The sequence below is a fragment of the Bradyrhizobium sp. Arg816 genome (assembly GCF_029989365.1).
Classification (GTDB): Bacteria; Pseudomonadota; Alphaproteobacteria; order Rhizobiales; family Xanthobacteraceae; genus Bradyrhizobium.
Window position 1 is genome coordinate 133998 of sequence record NZ_JAPRAQ010000012.1, and the last position, 20630, is coordinate 154627.

Annotated in this window: 19 protein-coding genes; 14 read left to right on the forward strand and 5 right to left on the reverse strand. The window is 65.3% G+C overall.

The window, feature by feature from the left end; translation table 11 throughout:
* The first annotated feature begins 10 nt into the window (after positions 1–10).
* The 4 genes from OWC48_RS27400 (at position 11) to OWC48_RS27415 (ending at position 4670) form a co-directional block, all read left to right on the forward strand.
* A complete protein-coding gene (locus OWC48_RS27400; protein WP_282522763.1) occupies positions 11–2200 on the forward strand; it encodes a cation-translocating P-type ATPase in 2190 nt (729 codons plus the stop codon).
* A complete protein-coding gene (ccoS, locus tag OWC48_RS27405) occupies positions 2200–2367 on the forward strand; it encodes a cbb3-type cytochrome oxidase assembly protein CcoS (RefSeq protein ID WP_282522764.1) in 168 nt (55 codons plus the stop codon). The genes OWC48_RS27400 and ccoS overlap by 1 nt, the downstream gene beginning before the upstream one ends.
* 132 nt (positions 2368–2499) lie before the next feature.
* Positions 2500–3642 (forward strand): patatin-like phospholipase family protein, encoded by a 1143-nt coding sequence (locus OWC48_RS27410; RefSeq protein WP_282522765.1) that lies wholly within the window; start codon positions 2500–2502, stop codon positions 3640–3642.
* A 77-nt stretch (positions 3643–3719) separates the two neighbouring features.
* A complete protein-coding gene (locus tag OWC48_RS27415) occupies positions 3720–4670 on the forward strand; it encodes an oxygenase MpaB family protein (RefSeq protein ID WP_282522838.1) in 951 nt (316 codons plus the stop codon).
* Between the two features lie 135 nt (positions 4671–4805).
* Here OWC48_RS27415 and glgA read toward each other — a convergent pair whose 3' ends face one another.
* Positions 4806–6221, reverse strand: a complete 1416-nt coding sequence (gene glgA, locus OWC48_RS27420) for a glycogen synthase GlgA (protein ID WP_282522766.1) — start codon at positions 6219–6221, stop codon at positions 4806–4808.
* A gap of 193 nt (positions 6222–6414) precedes the next feature.
* On the opposite strand from glgA, the gene OWC48_RS27425 reads away from it, so the two are divergent.
* The 8 genes from OWC48_RS27425 to OWC48_RS27460 all read left to right on the forward strand — a co-directional run bounded on the left by OWC48_RS27425 (position 6415) and on the right by OWC48_RS27460 (position 15449).
* Complete coding sequence (locus tag OWC48_RS27425) at positions 6415–7611, forward strand: CaiB/BaiF CoA-transferase family protein (protein WP_282522767.1); 1197 nt, start codon at positions 6415–6417, stop codon at positions 7609–7611.
* A gap of 131 nt (positions 7612–7742) precedes the next feature.
* A complete protein-coding gene (locus OWC48_RS27430) occupies positions 7743–9287 on the forward strand; it encodes an ABC transporter substrate-binding protein (RefSeq protein WP_282522768.1) in 1545 nt (514 codons plus the stop codon).
* Between the two features lie 7 nt (positions 9288–9294).
* Positions 9295–10245, forward strand: coding sequence for an ABC transporter permease (locus OWC48_RS27435; RefSeq protein ID WP_282522769.1), 951 nt, complete (start codon positions 9295–9297; stop codon positions 10243–10245).
* The gene (locus OWC48_RS27440; protein ID WP_282522770.1) at positions 10232–11101 is read left to right on the forward strand and encodes an ABC transporter permease; all 870 of its coding nucleotides are present in this window, start codon (positions 10232–10234) and stop codon (positions 11099–11101) included. Before OWC48_RS27435 ends, OWC48_RS27440 begins: the two co-directional genes overlap by 14 nt.
* Positions 11098–12090 carry an ABC transporter ATP-binding protein gene (locus OWC48_RS27445; RefSeq protein ID WP_282522771.1) on the forward strand — a complete coding sequence of 331 codons (993 nt, stop codon included), beginning with the start codon at positions 11098–11100 and terminating at the stop codon, positions 12088–12090. Before OWC48_RS27440 ends, OWC48_RS27445 begins: the two co-directional genes overlap by 4 nt.
* Positions 12087–13058 (forward strand): ABC transporter ATP-binding protein, encoded by a 972-nt coding sequence (locus OWC48_RS27450; protein ID WP_282522772.1) that lies wholly within the window; start codon positions 12087–12089, stop codon positions 13056–13058. The genes OWC48_RS27445 and OWC48_RS27450 overlap by 4 nt, the downstream gene beginning before the upstream one ends.
* 77 nt (positions 13059–13135) lie before the next feature.
* Positions 13136–14203, forward strand: a complete 1068-nt coding sequence (locus OWC48_RS27455) for an alcohol dehydrogenase (RefSeq protein ID WP_282522773.1) — start codon at positions 13136–13138, stop codon at positions 14201–14203.
* A 166-nt stretch (positions 14204–14369) separates the two neighbouring features.
* Complete coding sequence (locus OWC48_RS27460) at positions 14370–15449, forward strand: isocitrate/isopropylmalate dehydrogenase family protein (protein ID WP_282522774.1); 1080 nt, start codon at positions 14370–14372, stop codon at positions 15447–15449.
* Between the two features lie 119 nt (positions 15450–15568).
* On the opposite strand, the gene OWC48_RS27465 is transcribed toward OWC48_RS27460, so the two are convergent.
* Positions 15569–16390 carry an enoyl-CoA hydratase gene (locus OWC48_RS27465; RefSeq protein ID WP_282522775.1) on the reverse strand — a complete coding sequence of 274 codons (822 nt, stop codon included), beginning with the start codon at positions 16388–16390 and terminating at the stop codon, positions 15569–15571.
* A gap of 198 nt (positions 16391–16588) precedes the next feature.
* Positions 16589–17938, reverse strand: coding sequence for a murein L,D-transpeptidase (locus OWC48_RS27470; protein ID WP_282522776.1), 1350 nt, complete (start codon positions 17936–17938; stop codon positions 16589–16591).
* A 219-nt stretch (positions 17939–18157) separates the two neighbouring features.
* Here OWC48_RS27470 and OWC48_RS27475 point away from each other — a divergent pair, with 219 nt between their 5' ends.
* Entirely contained in the window at positions 18158–18286 is a 129-nt protein-coding gene (locus tag OWC48_RS27475) for a hypothetical protein (RefSeq protein ID WP_282522777.1), read from the forward strand.
* Between the two features lie 45 nt (positions 18287–18331).
* Here the strand turns inward: OWC48_RS27475 and OWC48_RS27480 are convergent, their stop codons facing one another.
* Together OWC48_RS27480 and OWC48_RS27485 are read right to left on the reverse strand one after the other, a co-directional pair.
* Positions 18332–18703, reverse strand: a complete 372-nt coding sequence (locus OWC48_RS27480; RefSeq protein ID WP_014497036.1) for a helix-turn-helix domain-containing protein — start codon at positions 18701–18703, stop codon at positions 18332–18334.
* Positions 18704–18728: 25 nt separating this feature from the next.
* Positions 18729–19778, reverse strand: coding sequence for a LysR family transcriptional regulator (locus tag OWC48_RS27485; protein WP_282522778.1), 1050 nt, complete (start codon positions 19776–19778; stop codon positions 18729–18731).
* Positions 19779–20261: 483 nt separating this feature from the next.
* Here OWC48_RS27485 and OWC48_RS27490 point away from each other — a divergent pair, with 483 nt between their 5' ends.
* Positions 20262–20528, forward strand: coding sequence for a hypothetical protein (locus OWC48_RS27490; RefSeq protein ID WP_282522779.1), 267 nt, complete (start codon positions 20262–20264; stop codon positions 20526–20528).
* Positions 20529–20630: the final 102 nt, after the last annotated feature.

Below are 20630 nucleotides of genomic sequence, written 5' to 3' on the forward strand. Positions count from 1 at the left end.
GGAATCCGTCATGCATGTCACGCGGGATTTTTCGCATTACGTCCGGATCGCGGGCGAGGGTATCAAGCACATCGATCTCGCGGTCGAGGGGGTTCACTGCGCCGGCTGCATGGCCAAGATCGAGCGCGGCCTCTCCGCCATCCCCGACGTCACGCTGGCGCGTGTGAATCTCACCGACCGCCGCGTCGCGTTGGAATGGAAGCAGGGCACGCTCGACCCTATCAGCTTCATCGATCGGCTCGCGGAACTCGGCTACAAGGCCTATCCTTACGAGACCGAGAGCGCGGAAGCGACGGAAGTGGCGGAATCGCGCTTCCTGCTGCGCTGTCTCGGCGTCGCCGCGTTCGCCACCATGAACGTGATGATGCTGTCGATCCCGGTCTGGTCGGGCAACGTCTCGGACATGCTGCCGGAGCAGCGCGACTTCTTTCATTGGCTGTCGGCGCTGATCGCGCTACCGGCGGCGGCCTATGCCGGCCAGCCGTTCTTCCGCTCGGCCTGGCGCGCGCTGTCGGCCAAGACCACCAACATGGACGTGCCGATCTCGATCGGGGTGTGCCTTGCGCTCGGCATGTCCGTGGTCGAGACCATCCATCACGCCGAGCACGCCTATTTCGACGCGGCGATCATGCTGCTCACGTTTCTCCTGGTCGGTCGCGTCCTCGACCAGAACATGCGGCGGCGGACCCGCGCGGTCGCCGGCAATCTCGCCGCCTTGAAAGCAGAGACGGCCGCAAAATTCGTCGGTCCCGACGAGATTTCGCAGGTCCCGGTCGCGGCGATCCATCCCGGCGACATCGTGCTGCTCCGGCCCGGCGAGCGTTGCGCCGTCGACGGCACGGTGATCGAGGGGCGTTCCGAGATCGATCAGAGCCTGATCACCGGCGAGACGCTCTATGTCACGGCGGAGCGGGGCACGGCGGTCTATGCGGGCTCCATGAACATCTCCGGCACGCTGCGGGTGCGGGTCTCGGCTGCGTCGGAGGCGACGCTGCTCGCCGAGATCACGCGGCTCCTCGACAACGCGCTGCAGGCGCGCTCGCGCTACATGCGGCTCGCAGATCGCGCCTCGCGGCTCTACGCGCCGGTGGTGCATGCGACCGCGCTGATCACCATTTTGGGCTGGGTCATCGCGGGTGCGGGCTGGCACGATGCGGTCGTGACCGGCGTGGCCGTGCTGATCATCACCTGTCCCTGCGCGCTCGGGCTCGCGATCCCGACCGTGCAGACGGTGGCCTCGGGTGCCATGTTCAAAGCTGGCGTGCTGCTTAATTCAGGCGACGCCATCGAGCGGCTGGCCGAGGCCGACCACGTCATCTTCGACAAGACCGGCACACTGACGCTGCCCGATCTCGAAGTGATGAATGCGGCCGACATCCCCCCCAACGTCTTCGAACTCGCCGGCCGTCTCGCGCTGTCGAGCCATCACCCGGTCGCCGCCGCAGTCGCGCAGGCCGCCGGCGCAAGGTCGCCGATCGTTGGTGCGGTCGAGGAGGCCGGGCAGGGCGTGCGGGCTGTGGTGGACGGCGTCGAGATCCGTCTTGGCCGTCCGTCCTTCTGCGGCGCCGAAGCGCTGGTCGGCGGGGCCACGCTCGATCCCGAAGCCTCCATCGTAGCTTTCAGTAAAGGGACTGAAAAAGTCATCCTCTCGGTTCGTCAGGGCCTGCGGCCGGACGCGCAGGCCGTGATCGCGGCGCTGAAGGCGCGCAATGTCGGCATCGAGATCCTCTCCGGCGACCGTGAGCCCGCGGTGATCGCGGCGGCGCATGCGCTGGGCATCGCCGAGTGGCGCGCCGGCGTCACGCCGGCCGACAAGATCGCACGGATCGAGGAACTGAAGCAGCGCGGCGCCAAAGTGCTGATGGTCGGCGACGGCATGAATGACGCGCCCTCGCTGGCGGCGGCCCATGTCTCGATGTCGCCGATCTCGGCCGCGCATCTCAGCCAGGCGACCGCCGATCTGGTCTTCCTCGGCCGGCCGCTGGCACCTGTCGTCGCCGCGATCGACTCCGCGCGCAAGGCGCTGCACCTGATGCGGCAGAACCTCTGGCTGGCGATCGGCTATAACGTCCTCGCCGTGCCGGTGGCGATCAGCGGCATCGTGACGCCCCTGATTGCGGCGGCGGCCATGAGCGGGTCGTCGATCCTGGTCATGCTGAATTCGCTGCGGGCGCGCAATGCGTCACGGGAGATCGTGTGATGGAAATCCTGGTGATCCTGGTCCCGTTGGCACTGATGCTCGGTCTTGCCGGCCTCTTCGCCTTCCTCTGGTCGCTGCGGAGCGGCCAGTATGACGATCTCGACGGCGCGGCTTGGCGCGCCATCGCCGACGACGAGCCGCCGCAGGACGCCCCGGCCAAGCGTTAACGCTCCATTGGTTCCGCGCTGCCCTTTCCGGACATGGTCGCTGGACGGCCGGCGGTCGCCGGGCGTAACAATGCCGGAGGATTTTGCGTAGAAGCGACGGGGCAGGCTCTCCGGAGCAGGAGTGTGACGAGCATGCAGAAAAATGTCGGAGTGTGCGGGCCTGACGATCTGCCGGGACAGGTCGTGCTGGTGCTGCAAGGCGGCGGTGCGCTCGGCTCCTATCAGGCGGGCGTCTACCAGGCCCTGCACGAGGCCGGGATCGAGCCGGACTGGGTCATCGGCACCTCGATCGGCGCGATCAACGGGAGCCTGATCGCCGGCAACGCACCGGAGAACAGGCTCGCGCGCCTGAAGGAGTTCTGGAAGCGGATGGAGCAGAATCAGGTCTGGGCTCTCGGTGGCGCGTTTCCCGACTTCAACGAGAAGCTGGCCTATTGGTCGACCGTGACCCACGGCATTCCAGGTTTCTTCCGCCCCAATGCGCTGGCCCATGCCGGGGATTCCTATCCGCTCGGCGCCGATCACGCCGGCTTCTATTCGACCGCGCCGCTGGAGAAGACGCTGAGCGAGCTGGTCGATTTCGATCTGGCCAATCGCTGCGCGCCGCGACTGACGGTCGGTGCGGCTCATGTCGGCACCAGCGAAATGCGCTATTTCGACAGCCGCGACGGCGAACTGACGGTGAAGCATGTGATGGCTTCGGGCGCGCTGCCGCCGGCCTTCCCGGCGGTGCGCATCGATGGCGAGCTCTATTGGGACGGCGGCATCCTGTCGAACACGCCGACGGAGGCCGTATTCGACGACAATCCACGCAGGGATTCGCTGATCTTCTCCGTGCATCTGTGGAATCCCGTCGGCGCCGAGCCGACCACGATGGCGGAGGTCTTGAACCGCCATAAGGACGTGCAGTACTCCAGCCGCATCGCGAGCCAGATCGTGCGACAGCAGCAGGCCCATCGCCTGCGCCACGTCATCAACCAGCTTGCCGCGCGATTGCCCGAGAGCGAGCGCAACGATGCCGCGGTGAGGGAATTGATGAGCTACGGCTGTCCGACCCGCATGCATGTGGTGCGGCTGCTGGCGCCGCAGCTCGAGCGCGAGACCCATACCAAGGATATCGACTTCAGTCCGTCAGGCATTACGCGGCGCTGGCATGCTGGCTATGCTCACACGAAATCGGTGCTAGCGCGAAAGCCGTGGATCGGTGAATTCGATCCGCTCGCCGGCGTGGTGCTGCACGAGCATATGGACGAGATGCCGATGGCGGCGGAGTAGGGCCGCGTCCGCTTTCATCGAATTGCCACAGGCCCTGCGGATTGTCGGTTGTCGCCCGCCTTTGAGAGGCCTTGCAGTTGGTATCCGGGAACGATCTGGAATTGGCCCTCGATCAGGTCCGCGCTGACGCGGCGGGACCGGTTGCCGGCGTGTTCGGTCCTGACACGGTGACATGGCGGATCGACCGGGAGGCCGTCATCTTTCTCGGCGCCGGCCGTGCGCTGTTGTTGCAACTGGCGCATCCCTGGGTCGCTGCCGCTATCGCGGAGCATTCGCGGACCCTCGCCGATCCGATCGGCCGCTTCCATCGCACCTTCGATATCGTCTTTGCGATGGTGTTCGGCTCGCTCGACCGGGCGCAGTTGTCGTCCCGGCAATTGCATCGGCGCCACAGCATGATCGTCGGCGAGATGCCCGAGACTGTCGGTCCGTTCGCGGCAGGCTCGCGCTACTGCGCCAACGACATTCCGTCGCTGCGCTGGGTTCATGCGACGCTGGTCGAGACCGCGGTGATGGCGCATGACCTGGTCCTGCCGCCGCTCTCGGCGGAGGAGCGCGAGCGCTACTGGAGCGAGAGCCGGATGTTCGGCGCCTTGTTCGGATTGACGGCGGACGATTTGCCCGCGGACTGGTCCGGCTTTGCGGCCTACACCGCGGCGATGGCGCAGTCGGAGACGCTGACCGTCAGCCCGGCGGCGCGCGAGATCGCCGCGCAGATCCTTGGCGGCGCTCGTCCGTGGCTGCGGCCACCGCGATGGTATCGCGCGCTCACCGCGAGGATGTTGCCGGAGCGCCTGCGAGCGGGCTTCGGGTTTGTACTCGACGAGCGCGACAAGAGGGCAGCCGACAACGCGCTGAAGTGGATCGGCCGCGTCTATCCGAGATTGCCGGACCGGCTGCGCTATGTCGGTCCCTACCAGGAAGCGCAGGCGCGGCTGCGGGGCGAGCCGAAGCCCGACTGGATGACCCGGTGTCTCAATCGCGCCTGGATCGGTCGGCCGCAAATGGACGTGCGCGGGAAGGGATGAGGTTCCCAGCTGCTGCCACAACCGCCGTCATTGCGAGGAGCCCTTGCGACGAAGCAATCCAGGCTGCCGCCGCGGAGGCAGTCTGGATTGCTTCGCTGCGCTCGCAATGACGGAGTGTGAGGAAGCGCTCCAGCCTCACACCGAGGCCAGCCTCCGATACAGCGCGCTGTAGCTGCCGGCCGAGATGCTCCAGGAGAACGATCGTCCCATCGCGCTGCGACGCATGGAGTCGAGCTGGTCTTGCGCCATGAAGGTCGAGAAGGCGCGGCGGACGCCGCCGAGGAAGGACGCGCGCGAGGGCTGCGAGAACAGAAAGCCGGTCTCGCCGTCGGTGATGGTCTCGGCGAGGCCGCCGGTCTGGTGACCGATCGGCAGCGAGCCGAAGCGCTGGGCGTACATCTGGCTGAGGCCGCAAGGTTCGAAGCGCGACGGCATCAATGTGAAATCGCTGCCCGCGAAGATGCGCCGCGCCTGGGCCTCGTTGAAGCCGATCGTAACCCCGATCGCGTCGGGACGGCGGCGATGCGCGTCGATCAGCGCCTGCTCGAGCGCCGGCTCGCCGGAGCCGGTGACCACGATCTGCCCGCCGGCATCGATGATCTCGTCGGCGGCCGACAGCACGAGGTCGATACCCTTCTGGTGCACGAGGCGTGCCACGATCGCGAACATCGGGCCGCGCGACACCGCGAGCCCGAATTGCTTGCGCACGTAATCCGCATTGGCCTTCTTGCCGACCCAGTCGCCGGCGCCGAATTGCTGGGCGAGCTGGGAGCAGGAGCGCGGGTCCCAGCTCTCGTCGATGCCGTTGAGGATGCCGGTGAGCTCGGCCGCGTCGGAGCGGACGCGAAGCAGGCCTTCGAGGCCGCAGCCGAATTCCTCCGTCGTGATCTCGCGTGCATAGGTGCCGCTGACGGTGGTGAGGTGCGAGGCATAGACCAGCCCGGCCTTGAGGAAGGAGAGCTGGTCGTAGAACTCGACGCCGTCGATATGGAAGGAGCTCTCGGGGACGCCGATCCGCCGCAGCGAGTCCTTCGGGAAGAGGCCCTGATAGGCGAGGTTGTGGATGGTCAGGATCGACGGCAGCTTGGCGCCGCGCCAGGCGAGGTAGGCCGGCACGAGCGAGGCCTGCCAGTCGTTGGCATGGATCAGGTCTGCTGCCCAATTCTTGTCCAGCTTGCCCATGGCCAGCTCAGCAGCTGCCGAGGCAAAGCGCGCAAAGCGGATGTCGTTGTCCGGCCAGTCGTGCCCGGACTCGTCGCCATAGGGATTGCCGGGCCGGTCGTAGAGTTGTGAGCACAACAGCACATAGACCGGCAGCCCGTCCTTGGTCGCAGCACGGCCGAGCGAGCAGGCCGGCATCTCCGCAAACGCCGGGCAGCGGCCAACGATCTGAATATGCGTGAGTTGTTCGATGATGTCGCGGTAGCCGGGCAACATGACCCGGATATCGGCAAGAGGGCGAAGCGCCCTGGGAAGTGCAGCGGAAACGGCGCCGAGTCCGCCAACGCGGACGAAATCGTCCATCTCGGTTGTGACGAACAAGACCCTCAAGAACAGCTGCCCTCATCCGATCCCGCTTGCTGCTATGCAAGAACGGGTCCAGTTGTCCTGGAATTCCCAAGCCGCCCGCGAGACGCGTCCGTTCGGTAAAGACTTTCCTACTCACCCGCCGCCCTCTAGGGTCGGCGCACCAACAAGAAAGAACTTCGATAGTTCCTAAGAGACCGAGGGGGCGTAAGCAGGCATGCCGTTAGCAGATAAGCATGAGCGGACGACGACAAAGGCCTTCGCGGGCCTCAGGGTCCTGGATTTTTCGACCACCATCGCCGGTCCCCATTGTGCGCGGATGCTTGCCGACATGGGCGCCGAGGTCATCAAGATCGAGACCGACGGGGGCGAGACGATGCGCACCCGGCCGCCGCTGCGCAAGGGGTGCAGCACCGTATTCGGCCAGCTCAACGTCGGCAAGAAAAGCGTCGTGCTCGATCTCAAGTCCGAGGAGGGTAAGGAGGCGGTGCGCCGGCTGGCCGCGACCGCCGATATCCTGGTCGAGAACTTTCGCCCGGGTGTGATGCACCGGCTGCGGCTCGACTACGACAGCCTGCGTCCGGTCAATCCCAAGCTGATCTATTGCTCGATCTCCGGCTACGGCCAGACCGGCCCCTCGGCCGAGCTGCCGGCCTATGCGCCGGTGATCCATGCGGCCTCCGGCTACGACATGGCGCATCTCGCCTACCAGCCCGGCCGCAGCCGGCCGGATTATTGCGGCATCTACCATGCCGACGTCGTCACCGGCACCTACGGTTTTGGCGCGATTGCATCGGCGCTCTATCAGCGCACCATGACCGGGCAGGGCCAGCACATCGACGTCTCGATGTTGGAATCGATGCTGACCTTGACGGTGATCGAGCTGCAGAGCTCGCAATTCGCGGTGAAGCCGCCGCCGCGCCCGATGTTCGGGCCGACCGAGACGGCCAATGGCTATGTCATGATCACGGTCGCGAGCGAGAAGACGTTTCAGTGCCTGATGGGTGTGATCGGCCGCCCGGAATGGATTTCCGATCCGCGCTTCTCCGCCTACGCCGCGCGGCGCGAGAACTGGGTCGACATGATGGACGGCGTCGAGGCCTGGTCGCGGCCGCTCACGACCGACGCGTGCCTTGTCGCGCTTGGCGCGGCCGGTGTGCCGGCCTCGGCCTATCGCACGGTGTCCGAGGCGCTGGCCGATCCGCAACTCGCGCACCGGCTGGCGCTCTCGTCCGTGGAGGACGAGGGTGGCTCGTTCCAGGTGCTCAATCTGCCGTTCCGGATGTCGGGCGCCGATACGGCGCCTGCCAAGACCATGGCCGTGCTTGGCGAGCACACGGACGAATTGCGCGAGGAGATCGGCCTCGCCGACGATGCTCCAATTCCGTCAGGCAAAACGGCTGCGACAAACTGAGCGCATCGCAGCACCACTACAGCGTTTGATCTCTCGCGTGTTCCTCTTGCCGTGGCGAGCATTTATCGCCAAGCTCGCCGCCGAGTCATTCAACGATCCGAAACATCGGACGAGGGATCCCGGGAGGAACCATGACGAACCTTGCTGCCGCGGCGCGCAAGCATGCGCCGATTTTCCTTGTTGCGGCATTTACTCTCCTTCCGCCGGCTGGGCCGGCGCAGGCGCAGAAGGCGGGCGGCAGCATCACCGTCGGTCAGGAGCTGGATATTCCCGGCTTCGATCCGCTCAAGGTCGGGGTCTACGACACCTCGACCTTCACCGCCGCGGCTGCGATCTTCGATACGCTCACCACGCTCGACGAGAAGGGCGAGGCCGCGCCAAAGCTGGCAGTATCCTGGACCCATTCCGACGACTACATGAGCTGGACCTTCAAGCTGCGCGAGGGCGTGAAATTCCACGACGGCACGCCATTCAATGCACAGGCGTTCAAGGAGAATTTCGACCGGCAGAAGGACCCGGCCAACAAGTGCCGCTGCGCCTTCTACATCACCAACGTCAAGGAAGTGCTGGCGCCCGACGAATACACCGTCGTCTACAAGCTCACCGACCCTTCGGTGAATCTGCCGTCGGTGATCACCATCCAGAGCCAGAACAATGCGGTGCATTCGCCGACGGCCTGGAAGACCAAGGGCGACGACTACAATCGCAATCCCGTCGGCACCGGTCCCTACATCCTGAAATCATGGACCGCCGGCGACCGCATGGTTCTGGAGAAGAATCCGGACTACTGGAACAAGGGCCGTCCCTATCTAGACCGTATCATTCTGAAGCCGCTGCCCGACGCGCAGTCGCGTTTCGCCTCGCTGCAATCGGGCGAGGCCGACATCATCTGGGACGACGAGAACGACGCCGACAACATCATGAAGGCGCAGAAGGACTCCAAGCTCACCGTGCACACCTACAAGGGCTCGGGCGCCGCGGTCTATGCCTTCAACACCAAGGTGGCGCCGTTCGACGACGTCCGCGTGCGGCAGGCCCTGGTGATGGCGATCGACCGTCCGAAGATGTCGCAGGCAATTAGCAACGGCCTGAGCCGGCCCGCGACCAATCCCTACGGCGACGGCTCCTGGGTCAAGTGCAAGGACGACGGCGCGCTGCCGTTCGACGTCGAGAAGGCCAAGGCACTGATCAAGGACTATGGCAAGCCGGTCGAGTTCAAGACGCTGGTGACCGCGACGCCTCGCGGCCGCATGATCGGCCAGGTGCTCCAGCAATTCTGGAAGCGCGCCGGCGCCAACATGGAGATCGAGCAGGTCGACCAGGCCACCATTCCGCCGCGCGCCTTCATGCGTCAGTTCCAGCTCATACCCTGGCGCATCGTCGACCTCGCCGATCCGGATCCGCAGATGTATGCGAACTTCCGCAGCGGCAGCCCGCTGGCGCTGGCCAACTTCGCCGATCCGGAGCTCGACCGGTTGCTCGACCACTCCCGCGTCACCGCCGATCCCGCCGCGCGTATCGAGGACTATTGCGCGATCAGCCGCCTGATCAACAAGGAGGCCGTTTGGTTCTGGACCTTCCAGAACACCTATTACGCGCTGTCGAGCGCCAAGCTGAAGGGCTTTCCGAAAATGTACAACGGCGTGATCGACGTCTCGACCACCTGGCTGGAATGACCACGCGATGCTGAACTTCGTCGCGCGGCGGCTCCTTGCCATCCTGCCGGTGCTGCTCGCCGTCTCGCTGCTCACCTTCCTGATCGCCTCGCTGCTGCCGGGCGACCTCGCCTATGTCATCCTCGGCGATCAGGCGACGCCGGAGAATGTCGCGGCGTTGCGCCGTGACATGGGGCTCGACCAGCCGCTGTGGTGGCGTTACCTGAGCTGGCTCGGTCACGTCCTGCAGGGCGATCTCGGCCGCTCCTTCCGCACCGGGCAGACGGTGTTGCAGGCGGTGGCCGAGCGCATTCCGGTCTCGCTCGAGCTGATGCTGATGGCCGAATTCATCGGGCTCCTGATCGGCGTGCCGCTCGCGATCGCCTGCGCCGCGCGCGCCGGTGGCGCCTTCGACCGCTTCATGACCGGCAGTGCGTTCGCCATGCTGTCGATGCCGTCCTTCCTGATGGCGATCCTGCTGATCTATCTGTTCGCGGTCGAGCTGCGCTGGCTGCCGGCGACCGGCTATGTGCCGTTCACCGAGGAGCCGCTGGCCAATTTACGCTTCTTCGTGCTGCCGGCGCTGACGCTGGCGCTGGCGGAATGGCCTGGAATCATGCGGGTGCTGCGCTCCGACATGATCGCGACCCTGCAGGAGGACTACATTGCGCTCGCGAAAGCAAAAGGCCTCAAGCCCGCGCGCATCCTGTTCGTGCATGCGCTCAAGCCATCGTCGCTGACCCTGGTGACGGTCACGGGCATCAACATCGGCCGCCTGCTCGGCGGCACGCTGATCGTGGAATCGATCTTCGCGCTGCCGGGCATCGGCCGCCTGCTGGTTGGCGCGATCTACACCCGCGACCTCGTCATCCTCCAGGGCGTGGTGCTGCTGGTCGCCTCGGGTTTCGTCATCGTGAATTTCATCGTCGACATGCTCTATGCCGTGCTCGATCCCAGGATCCGCCATGGCCACGCTTGAGCTCTCCATCCAGGACGAGGCGTCCGCGCCCGTCCGCCGCGGCCGCAGGCTCGGCCTGTTGTTCTGGTTCGCGAGCGCCTGGCTCGCGATTGTCCTGACGCTCGCGATCCTCGCGCCGGTGCTGCCGCTGCAGAACCCTGTAGACATGGACATGCTGGAGCGCCGTGCCGCGTTCTCCGGGGAACACTGGCTCGGCACCGACGGGCTCGGCCGCGACGAATTCGCCCGCTTGATCTTTGGCGCGCGCGTCTCGCTGACGGTGGGGCTGATCGCGCCGATGATCGGCCTTGCGCTCGGTGGCGCGCTTGGTCTCCTCGCCGGCTATTTCCGCGGCCGGTTCGAGACGCTGGTGGTCGGCAGCATGGACGTGCTGCTGGCGTTTCCGCCGCTGATCTTCGCGCTCGCGGTGACCGCCTATCTCGGCCAGTCCATTCCCAATCTCACCCTGATCCTCGGCGTGCTCGGCATTCCCGCCTTCATGCGGGTGGCGCGCGCGGCCACGTTGACGCTGGCGCGGCGCGAGTTCGTGATCGCGGCCGAGGCGCTCGGCGCCAGCCATGCGCGCATCCTGCTGCGCGAGCTGCTGCCGAACGTGATCCTGCCGCTGCTGGCCTTCTTCCTGCTCGGCGTTGCCGTCACCATCGTGGTCGAGGGCGCGCTGTCCTTCCTCGGGCTCGGCGTGCCGCCGCCGATGGCGAGCTGGGGCAGCATGATCGGCGAGGGGCGCGACAGCCTCGACGTCGCGCCGCGGCTGGCCTTCCTGCCGGCAACCGCGCTGTTCTTGACCGTGCTGGCCTTCAACCTGGTCGGCGACACCTTGCGGGCCCTGACCGACCCGCGTCAGGGGGCGCTGTGAGCGCGCCGCTTCTGACCATCGAGGACGTGGCGGTCGAACTGCCGACCCCGCGCGGCAATTTGCGCGCCGTGGATCATGTCGATTTGTCGCTGGAGGCGGGCCGCACGCTCGGCATCGTCGGCGAATCCGGCTGCGGCAAGACCATGCTGTCGCGCGCGGTGCTTCAGCTCTTGCCGAAGAAGGCGAAGCTGACCGGGCGCGTGATGTTCGACGGCCAGGACCTGGTGCGGCTCGACTCGGAGCGTCTGCGGAGCCTGCGCGGGCGTGACCTCGCGGTCGTGTTCCAGGACCCGATGACCTCGCTCAACCCGGTGCTGACCATCGGCACCCAGCTGATGGAGACGATCCAGGAGCATCTCGAGCTCGACGCGCCGGCGGCGCGGAAGCGCAGCATCGAGCTGCTCGCCGCCGTCGGCATTCCGGCGCCGGAGCAGCGGCTCACGCAATATCCGCATCAATGTTCTGGCGGCATGCGCCAACGCATCGCGATTGCGATCGCGCTGTCCTGCGAGCCGAAGCTCCTGATTGCGGACGAGCCGACCACGGCGCTCGACGTCACGATCCAGGCGCAGATCCTCGATCTGCTGGCGCGCGAGCAGCGCCGCCGCCACATGGCGATGATCATCATCACCCACGACCTCGGCGTCGTCGCCGGCCGCGCCGACGAGGTCGCCGTAATGTATGCGGGCAGGGTGGTCGAGCGCGCGCCGACGCAGGAATTGTTCAAGCGCATGCACATGCCCTACACCGAGGCGCTGCTGGCGGCGATCCCGAAGCTGGACACCGCGCCGCATACGCCGCTGCCCGCCATCTCCGGCCGTCCGCCCGATCCCACGCGGCCACTGAAAGGATGCTCCTTCGCGCCGCGCTGCCGCTATGCCGCAGGGCGCTGTCACGAGGCCAAGCCCGAATTGAAGGGCGCCGAGATGCCTGATCATCTCTATGCCTGCTTCCATCCGATCCAGATGACGGAGGGGATTGGCGCATGATGCAGCTTGCCATGCCCGCTGAGCCGCTCCTGAACGTCGACAATCTCGTCGTCGAATATGGTCTCGGCAACAAGACGGTGCACGCGGTCTCCGGCGTCAGCCTCCAGGTCGCGCGCGGCGAGACGCTGGGGCTGGTCGGCGAATCCGGCTGCGGCAAGTCGACGCTGGGGCGCGCGGTGCTGCAATTGCGTCGCGCCAAGTCCGGCCGCGTGCTGTTCGACGGCGAGGACCTCACCGCGATGGAAGGCGAGGCGCTGCGCAAGATGCGCCGCCGTGTGCAGCTCATCTTCCAGGATCCGATCGCCTCGCTCAACCCACGCCGTCGCATCGGCGACATCGTCGCCGAGCCGCTCATCATCGCCGGCGTCAAGGATGCCGCCGAGCGCAAGCGGCGCGTTCACGAGGTGCTGTCCGCGGTCGGGCTCGACCCCGATATCGTGGCGGGCCGTCTGCCGCATGAATTCTCCGGCGGCCAGTGCCAGCGCATCTGCATCGCGCGATCGCTGGTGCTCAACCCCGAATTCATCGTCTGCGACGAGCCGGTTTCGGCGCTGGATGTCTCCATCCGCGCGCAGATCCTCAATCTGCTGGAGGAGATGAAAACACGCTTCGGCCTGACGCTGCTGTTCATCGCGCATGATCTCGCGGTGGTGAAAGCGGTCAGCGACCGCGTCGCGGTGATGTATCTCGGCCGCCTCTGCGAGGTCGGGCCGTCGGAGCAATTGTTCGCGAAGCCCGCACATCCCTACACGGACCTGCTGTTGCAGGCGATCCCGGTGCCCGATCCGGACGTGCGTCCCGTCGAGAGTGTGGCGACCGGCGAGCCGCCATCGCCGATTGCGCCGCCGTCCGGCTGCCGCTTCCGCACCCGCTGCCCGCGGGCCGATCAGCGATGCAGCGCGGAGATACCGGAGTTGCGCGAAGTCGCACCCGGCCAGTTCGCCGCTTGCCACCATCCGCTGGCCTGAACTAAGACCGGTTTGTCTGGCGTCGCCGGCCATGGCATGGTGAGGCCGAGAACGACAAGCATGCCGGGAGGATTCCAATGAAGAGTTTCAAGGTTGCCGATTTCAAGGCGCCGCTGCAGGAGTTCGACGAGGCCACGCCGCAGCCGTCGGGCACGCAGGTGCTGATCAAGGTGAAGGCCGCCGGCGTCTGCCACAGCGACCTCCACATCTGGGAAGGCGGCTACGATCTCGGCCACGGTCGCAAGCCGCTGTCGCTGAAGGATCGCGGCATCAATCTGCCGCTGACCATGGGCCATGAGACGGTCGGCGAAATCGCAGCCTTCGGCCCCGACGTGAAGCCGACCGACCAGGGCGATCTCAGGCTCGGCGATGTCGGCCTCGTCTATCCCTGGATCGGCTGCGGCAAGTGCGCCACGTGCCTGGCCGGTGACGAGAACATGTGCCTGACGCCGCGCTCGCTCGGCGTCTATTGCGACGGCGGCTACTCCGACCACATGCTGGTGCCTCATCCCCGCTATCTGCTCAACCTGAAGGGGCTCGATCCCGCCTCGGCAGCGCCCTATGCCTGCTCTGGCGTCACCACCTACAGCGCGCTGAAGAAGGTCGAGCAGCATTTTGACACGCCGATCGTGATGTTCGGCGCCGGCGGTCTCGGCCTGATGGCGCTGTCGCTGCTGAAGGCAATGGGCGGCAAGGGCGCGATCATGGTCGACATCGACGCCAGGAAGCGCGAGGCCGCGGAAAAGGCCGGCGCGCTCGCGACCGTCGATCCCAAGGCGCCGGATGCGCTGGAGCAGCTTGCCAAAAAGGCGGGCGGGCCGATCCGCGCTGTGATTGATCTCGTCGGCAATGCCGCGACGACGCAACTCGGTTTCGACTGCCTGACCAAGGGCGGCAAGCTCGTCATCGTCGGCCTGTTCGGCGGCGGCGCGACCTGGGCGCTGCCGCTGATCCCGATCAAGGCGGTGACGATCCAGGGCAGCTATGTCGGCAATCTGCGCGAGACGCAGGAGCTGCTCGATCTCGTCCGCGCGAGAAACGTACCTCCGATCCCGGTGACGCGCCAGCCGCTCAACAAGGCCAATGACGCACTGGTGCAATTGCAGCAGGGCGCCGTGGTCGGGCGCACGGTGCTGACGCCGTAGTCTCACTCTCTCCGTCGTCATTGCGAGCGACTTGTCCGCCGTAGCTCGAAGAGCGAAGGCGGAAGCGAAGCAATCCAGAAATCCCTCCGCGGACACAGTCTGGATTGCTTCGTCGCTTCGTTCCTCGCAATGACGAGCCACACCTTTCTTCACGCAGAGAAGCCCCATGTCCGCAAACAACGCCTTCCACATAGCCGTGCTCGCCGGTGACGGCATCGGTCCCGAAGTCATGGCGCCGGCCATCGAAGTCCTGCGCAAGATCGAGGCGAAGTCCGGCCTGAGCTTCCGCTTCACCGAGGCGCCCGCCGGCGCCAACAACTATCTCGCGACCGGCAAGTCGATGCCGGATACCACCATCAAGCTCTGCGAGGAGGCCGACGCGATCCTGCTCGGCGCCTGTGGCCTGCCGTCGGTGCGCTACCCTGACAACACCGAGATCGCGCCACAGATCGAGCTGCGGTTCATCTTCGATCTCTATGCCGGCGTGCGCCCGGCGCGGCTCATTCCGGGCGTGCCCAGCCCGATCGTCGGCGCCGACCAGCGCGGCATCGATCTCGTCGTGATCCGCGAATCCACCGAAGGCTTGTTCGCCTCGATGGGCAAGGGCGTTGTCACCCATGAGGATGCCCGCGAGACCATGGTGATCACGCGCAAGACTTCCGAACGCCTGTTCGAGTTCTCGTTTCGCCTCGCCGAGCGCCGCAAGGCGCGCGGCAAGCCGGGGATGCTGACTTGCGTCGACAAGGCGAACGTGTTCAAGGCCTTTGCGTTCTTCCGCGGTATCTTCGACGAGATCGAAAAGAAGCATCCGAACGTGAAGACCGACCGGCTCTATGTCGATGCCTGCTCGGCGATGCTGGTGAAGCGTCCTTGGGATTTCGATGTGATGGTGATGGAGAACATGTTCGGCGACATCGTCTCCGACATCACCGCGAGCCTGATCGGTGGCCTCGGCATGGCGCCATCGGCCGACATCGGCGATAAATACGCCGTGTTCCAGCCGTGCCACGGCACCGCACCCGATATCATGGGGCAGGGCAAGGCCAATCCCACCGGCATGATCCTGTCGGCGGCGATGATGCTGGACTGGCTCGCCGACAAGCACGGCGTCGAGAGCGCGGCGGAGGCCGGCGAGCAGATCGAGCGTGCGGTCGATCAGATCTACGCCGGCGGCATCAACCCGATGGAGTTCGGTGGCAGCAACGGCACGGCTGACATCACCAAGGCGGTGCTGGCGGCGCTGTAGGCGCTGCGTTCCTTGCTTCTCTCCGCTTCGTCATTGCGAGCGCAACGAAGCAATCCAGGGTCCCTCCGCGGAGAGATTCTGGATTGCTTCGTCGCAAGGGCTCGTCGCAATGACGGAGACTACTTCCCCTGGAACTGCGGCTTGCGCTTTTCCATGAAGGCTTGCCGGCCCTCGCGAAAATCCGCGCTGTCCATGCAGGCGTGACCGATCGCCTTGATCGCCTCCAGGTCGCGCTGGTTCTCGTCCTTCAACACCTGCGCGATGGTGATCTTGGCGGCCTTGATCGCGAGCGGGGCGTTCTCTGAGATGGTCTGCGCGATCGTCATCGTCTCTCCCCACAACTCGTCGATCGGGAACAAGCGCTCGACGAGGCCAATGCGCAGCGCCTCGGCGGAATCGATCCGCATGCCCGTGTACATCAGAAGCCGTGCCCAGGACGGACCGACCAGCGACACCAGATGCTTCAAGCCGTCATAGCCGTAGGCGATGCCGAGTTTTGCCGCGGGAATGCCGAACTGACTGCCATGCGCGGCGAGGCGGATGTCGGCGAGCATCGCGACCTGCATGCCGCCGCCGAGGCAAAAGCCCTCGATGCAGGCGATGGTCGGCTTGGGATAGTCGGCGAGCAGCGCGCGCTGGGCGGCGCTGCGCTTGGCATATTCCTCGGACGCCGCCGCGTTGTGGCGGGACTTCTCGAACTGGCTGATGTCGGCACCGGAGACGAATGCCTTGCCGCCGGCGCCGCGCAGGATCACGACGCGCACCGTCTCGTCATCGCGCAGGCTCGTCAGCGCCTCGCCAAATCCCTCCCACATCTCCAGCGACATCGCGTTGCGCTTGTCGGGATTGTTGAAGGTGATCACGCCGACGCCGTCGACGACCTGCTTGAGGATCCTGCCGTCGGCAAGGGGTGTTTCGGTCGTGCTGGACATGTCAGGCATTGCGCGCTCGCTTGTCGTAGGCCGGGCGCAATGTGCGGCCGGGGCGCGGCCCGGGTCAACCGCGACGAGGGACGCGGGTTTGCATCCGCCTGTGCCGCGATTGCATGGCGCGAGAAGCGGTTATTCCTTGAGCATGAGCTTTTCGGAAAACCGCTGCACGCTTTGCGCTGACGCGGCCCTCCGGGTCCGGATCATGCTCTACTGCATTACGTGCATGTGCGCGGTCAGGGGGTGGCTGCCGGCATTGCTGAAGAACGCCGCCTCTTCGGCGGTGGCCTCCAGCAACTGCTCGTCCTGATTATAGACGTCGTTGCGGAACTGGACGGTCTGGTCCTTGGTCATCCATGCCGTGAAGTAGATCCAGGCCACCGGCACCTTCTTCGCCATGGCGACCTCGAGGTGCTGACCGCTCGCAATCTCCGCATCGATCGCGGCGCGGCTCCATTTCGGCTGGTCCTTTAGCAGCCAGGCGGCGAGATCGCGCACATTGTCGACGCGCGAGCAGCCGTGGGAATCGAAGCGGTAGTCGTCGCTGAACAGGTTGCGCTGGTTGGTGTCGTGCATATAGACCGAATAGGCGTTCGGCATGTCGATCTTTACCGCGCCGAGCGCGTTGAAGGTGCCGTTGTGCTGGCGCACGGTGAAGTTCGGCGTGTGCGTGCCCGACCAGTCGACCGCGTGCGGATCAATTGGATTGTCGTGGGCGTCGAGCACCTCCATGTGCATGCGCGACAGATAGGTCGGATCCTTGCGCATATGCGCCGAGATCTCGGTCTTGGCGATCGAGGACGGCACCGTCCAGGTCGGATTGAGCACGACGCTGGTGATCTGGGCCGTCAGCGTCGGCGAGGGCTTTTCGGTCTTGCCGACGATGACGCGATAGCGCCGCACCACCACATCGTTCTCGACCGCTTCGGCAAAGGCGGCGGGAATGTTGACCACGACATAGCGCTGGCCGAAGTCGAAATTCATGTTCTCGAGCCGCTGCAGCGAAGCCTCCAGCTGCCGGATGCGCTTCTGCACGGAGACGTTCATCGCTGCGATCGTGCGCGGCGTCATGGTGCCGGTCGGCGCCAAGCCATGACGGGCCTGGAAGCGTTTCACGGCGTCGGCGAGATCCTGGTCGAAGGCGCCGCTCGTCTTGTCGGCAGCGAGATCGCCGGAGAGGATTAGTCGCTTGCGCAAGAGATCGTCATTGGCGCCCTGGACGCCGGCCCCGAATTTGGCATCCGCCGGGATCGTCGGCCAGCCGCCGCGCACGGCAAGATCGGAGTAGCTGAGCGCGGCATCCTTGATGCGCTGGGCCGAGCCCTCGTCATAAGTTGGCTCGTGCGTCAGCGCGAGCGCCGCGGCGGAGCGGCTCTCCGCCGTCGAAGCGGGCGCGGCAGCCTTCGGCGCGGCGGCATGGGCCGGGTTCGCCGCTGCCGGCACCGTACCGGCCGCCGCTGCCGGCCTGGGGCCTGCCTGTCCCCTGGTTTCGGTTTGCGCCAGCGCGGAAGCGCTCGCGAGCACGCCGACGGCAACGATCATCGCATGGCGTTTCGACATGTGTCCCATTTCCCCACGAGGACGAGGCCCGGACGGGCGCTCGCATTGGCCATTCCTGCTCACCGCGCCGCGTGCGCCGATTCGCAAAAATCGGCGGGAAGCTAGAGCCCCGGAGTTGAGGTCCCATTAAGCACGGCTGTCGAAAGCCCGCGCGCTTGAGGCGGGGCGTCTCGATTGGGTCGCGCCAGGGGCGGGATGGGTTCGCGAAATCCGCGACGAATGGCGGGCAAATTGCAGGAAACCCGCAGCAAGAAATCCGCAAAAAAAGGGCGGCTTGGCCGCCCCGAAAAGAGAGCCGCGCGCGAGCGCGCGGACTGGGTCTCGTTCAATCCGGCCGCGCCCCCGTGACGCGGCGGATTGAACATCGGCCGTAAAGGCCAGAGCCCGGTCGGCTCAGGCCTCGTTCGCTGCGATCGATTCCATCAGCGAGACGAGCTGACGCTGGACCGTCTGGTCCTTGATCTTGCTGTAGGCGCGCAGCAGGCGGAGGCTGAAGGCCGAATCGAGGAACAGCAGGCTCTCGACTTCGCGCGCCTTGTTGTCGCCGTCATAGAAGAAGGTCACGGGCACATCGAGGGCGGTGGCGATCTGCTGAAGCCGAGCCGCGCCGACGCGATTGACGCCCTTCTCGTATTTCTGGACCTGCTGGAAGCTCACGCCGAGCTTCTCACCGAGTTCGGCCTGCGAGATCTTCATCTCGACGCGCCGCAGACGGATCCGCTTGCCAAGCTCAATGTCCGGCTTGCCGGCACTGCGCTGCTTCATCCTTTTCGCCGCTGTTTTCATACTCTCACCTTTGTTCTTCGGTTGAAAATCCCCCGAAGAGCTGGGTCAGGGGTTCGCCCATATACACGTCCTTGAATTCATGCGGATGCACGAACTCTTCCTTAAACCACGGGAATCGCGCCGGATTGAAAGCTTCGATCAGCCAGTCAATCATGTGCCGAACGCGTGGAATCCGGCCGCTACCAGGGTGGTAAGACAACCAGATATCCAGCGGCCTGTTCAGCTCGACCTCCAGTGGAATCAACTTCCCGCCAAGCGCAATGGCGTAGCTCGGGAATACGCCGATGCCGGCGCCATTCGCGACCGCCCAATAATTGGCGCTCGAGACGTTGGTCTTCATGACCAGAAGGTCACGTTCCGGAACGCCTGGGAAGAAGCTCTCGAAGGTCTCCTTGGCGGCAAGCTGGTCGGCGAATTGCAACACCAGGCGGTGCTTGATCAATTCGAGCGCCGAGCGCGGCGTGCCGTGTTTCTCAAGGTATTTTTCCGAAGCCCAGAACATCAGGTGCATGCGGCCGAGCCGCACCAGCTTGACGTCGAGCGCGGAGGGACGCGACAGATGGATGGCGACGTCGGCCTCGTGACGCGAGACGTCGGCCGAGCGCATCGCGCAATGCAGGTCGACCAGGATCTTCGGATAGGCCTGCTGGAATTCGACCAGCCGCGGGGCGAGCCAGAATGTCCCGAGACCCTCGGTGACGGCCACGCGAACTTCTCCGGACAGGGCGTTGGCCGTCGAATCGCTGGTGCGCAGCACGTCGAAGGCCGCCGCCTCCATGCGCTCGACGGCGGAGACCACCAGTGCACCTTCATCGGTCAGATGCGTGCCGTGGACGTCGCGGGTGAACAGGGTGGTGCCGGTCTGGCGCTCGAAATCATCAATCCGGCGGCGAACGGCGTTGATCGACAGCGACAGACGTTCAGACGCCGAGCGAAAACTGCCGCATCGAACGACTTCCAAGAATATGCGGGCCGCATCCCAATCGGAGAGGCCGCTGATGTTGATCTTTGGGCGTTCCTCCAGTGGAACGCCCCTTTCCGCCAAGGAGTGCATACAAGTCCCTTCGGGTTGCTAAACTGGCAGAATTGGGCGCAAACCACAACCACTGCGGGTTGGGGTACGGCGACTTTTGAACGCCATCGTTACCGCCTCGCGGGTGGTATCCGAGTGCTACCAAGGCTGAAAATCGAATCGGACGGACCACCGTTCGAATGAGGGGTGTGGCGTGAGTTCCGTTGCGAGCCCTGAAATGGCTGCAGGATTGTCGGCGCTTTCCGTCACGGAAGTCCTCGCGCGCGAGCTGTCGCCGTGCGGAATGGATCGATCATACAGCGCCGCACGTTCGACTCCCGGCCACCACGATAATGGCGTCCCGCGCAGCGGGTTGATGTTCGCTGGAACCACGGTTTCCAGGCAAAATCATACTGAAATCATGTTCGGAGGCGTCGGCGCCTCGTGTTATTCTCGGTATCCCATGGGGGCCGAGGGGATTTCCACAAACACGTCTCGCAGGCCGAACTAACGGAAAGAACGCCGGTGTCGCATTCAGACGAACAGTTGCAGTCGGTGCTGGAAACGCTTGAGGGGTGCCGCAAGGTTCTCAACGAGAGCAATAACCGCGAGTCGGCCGAGCTGCTGTCTATCGTCATCCTCGACGTGCGGATGAAGCTCAAAGGAATTGACAGTGCCGATCTCAAGGCGCTGTGCGACGAAATGCTGCGGAGCGCTGGAAGCGAACCGCAGCCCCCCTCCAAGCAGACGCAGGACCAGCCCCGGCGTCCGCTGCTCCGCGTGGTGAAGTAGCCGCGCCGCCGAGTCTCGCTTTTTGGCGAGGTTTGTGCGCGTCCCGATGCCGCATCTGTGATCGCAGACGGCATCGGGAGGAGCCTGGTTTCGTGCGCCTCT

Coding starts and splice junctions, on each gene's coding strand:
- OWC48_RS27400 (WP_282522763.1), top strand. CDS start 11: ATGCATGTCACGCGGGATTTTTCGCATTACGTCCGGATCGCGGGCGAG.
- ccoS (WP_282522764.1), top strand. CDS start 2,200: ATGGAAATCCTGGTGATCCTGGTCCCGTTGGCACTGATGCTCGGTCTT.
- OWC48_RS27410 (WP_282522765.1), top strand. CDS start 2,500: ATGCAGAAAAATGTCGGAGTGTGCGGGCCTGACGATCTGCCGGGACAG.
- OWC48_RS27425 (WP_282522767.1), top strand. CDS start 6,415: ATGCCGTTAGCAGATAAGCATGAGCGGACGACGACAAAGGCCTTCGCG.
- OWC48_RS27430 (WP_282522768.1), top strand. CDS start 7,743: ATGACGAACCTTGCTGCCGCGGCGCGCAAGCATGCGCCGATTTTCCTT.
- OWC48_RS27435 (WP_282522769.1), top strand. CDS start 9,295: ATGCTGAACTTCGTCGCGCGGCGGCTCCTTGCCATCCTGCCGGTGCTG.
- OWC48_RS27440 (WP_282522770.1), top strand. CDS start 10,232: ATGGCCACGCTTGAGCTCTCCATCCAGGACGAGGCGTCCGCGCCCGTC.
- OWC48_RS27450 (WP_282522772.1), top strand. CDS start 12,087: ATGATGCAGCTTGCCATGCCCGCTGAGCCGCTCCTGAACGTCGACAAT.
- OWC48_RS27455 (WP_282522773.1), top strand. CDS start 13,136: ATGAAGAGTTTCAAGGTTGCCGATTTCAAGGCGCCGCTGCAGGAGTTC.
- OWC48_RS27460 (WP_282522774.1), top strand. CDS start 14,370: ATGTCCGCAAACAACGCCTTCCACATAGCCGTGCTCGCCGGTGACGGC.
- OWC48_RS27465 (WP_282522775.1), bottom strand. CDS start 16,390: ATGCCTGACATGTCCAGCACGACCGAAACACCCCTTGCCGACGGCAGG.
- OWC48_RS27470 (WP_282522776.1), bottom strand. CDS start 17,938: ATGTCGAAACGCCATGCGATGATCGTTGCCGTCGGCGTGCTCGCGAGC.
- OWC48_RS27475 (WP_282522777.1), top strand. CDS start 18,158: ATGGCGGGCAAATTGCAGGAAACCCGCAGCAAGAAATCCGCAAAAAAA.
- OWC48_RS27480 (WP_014497036.1), bottom strand. CDS start 18,703: ATGAAGCAGCGCAGTGCCGGCAAGCCGGACATTGAGCTTGGCAAGCGG.
- OWC48_RS27485 (WP_282522778.1), bottom strand. CDS start 19,778: ATGCACTCCTTGGCGGAAAGGGGCGTTCCACTGGAGGAACGCCCAAAG.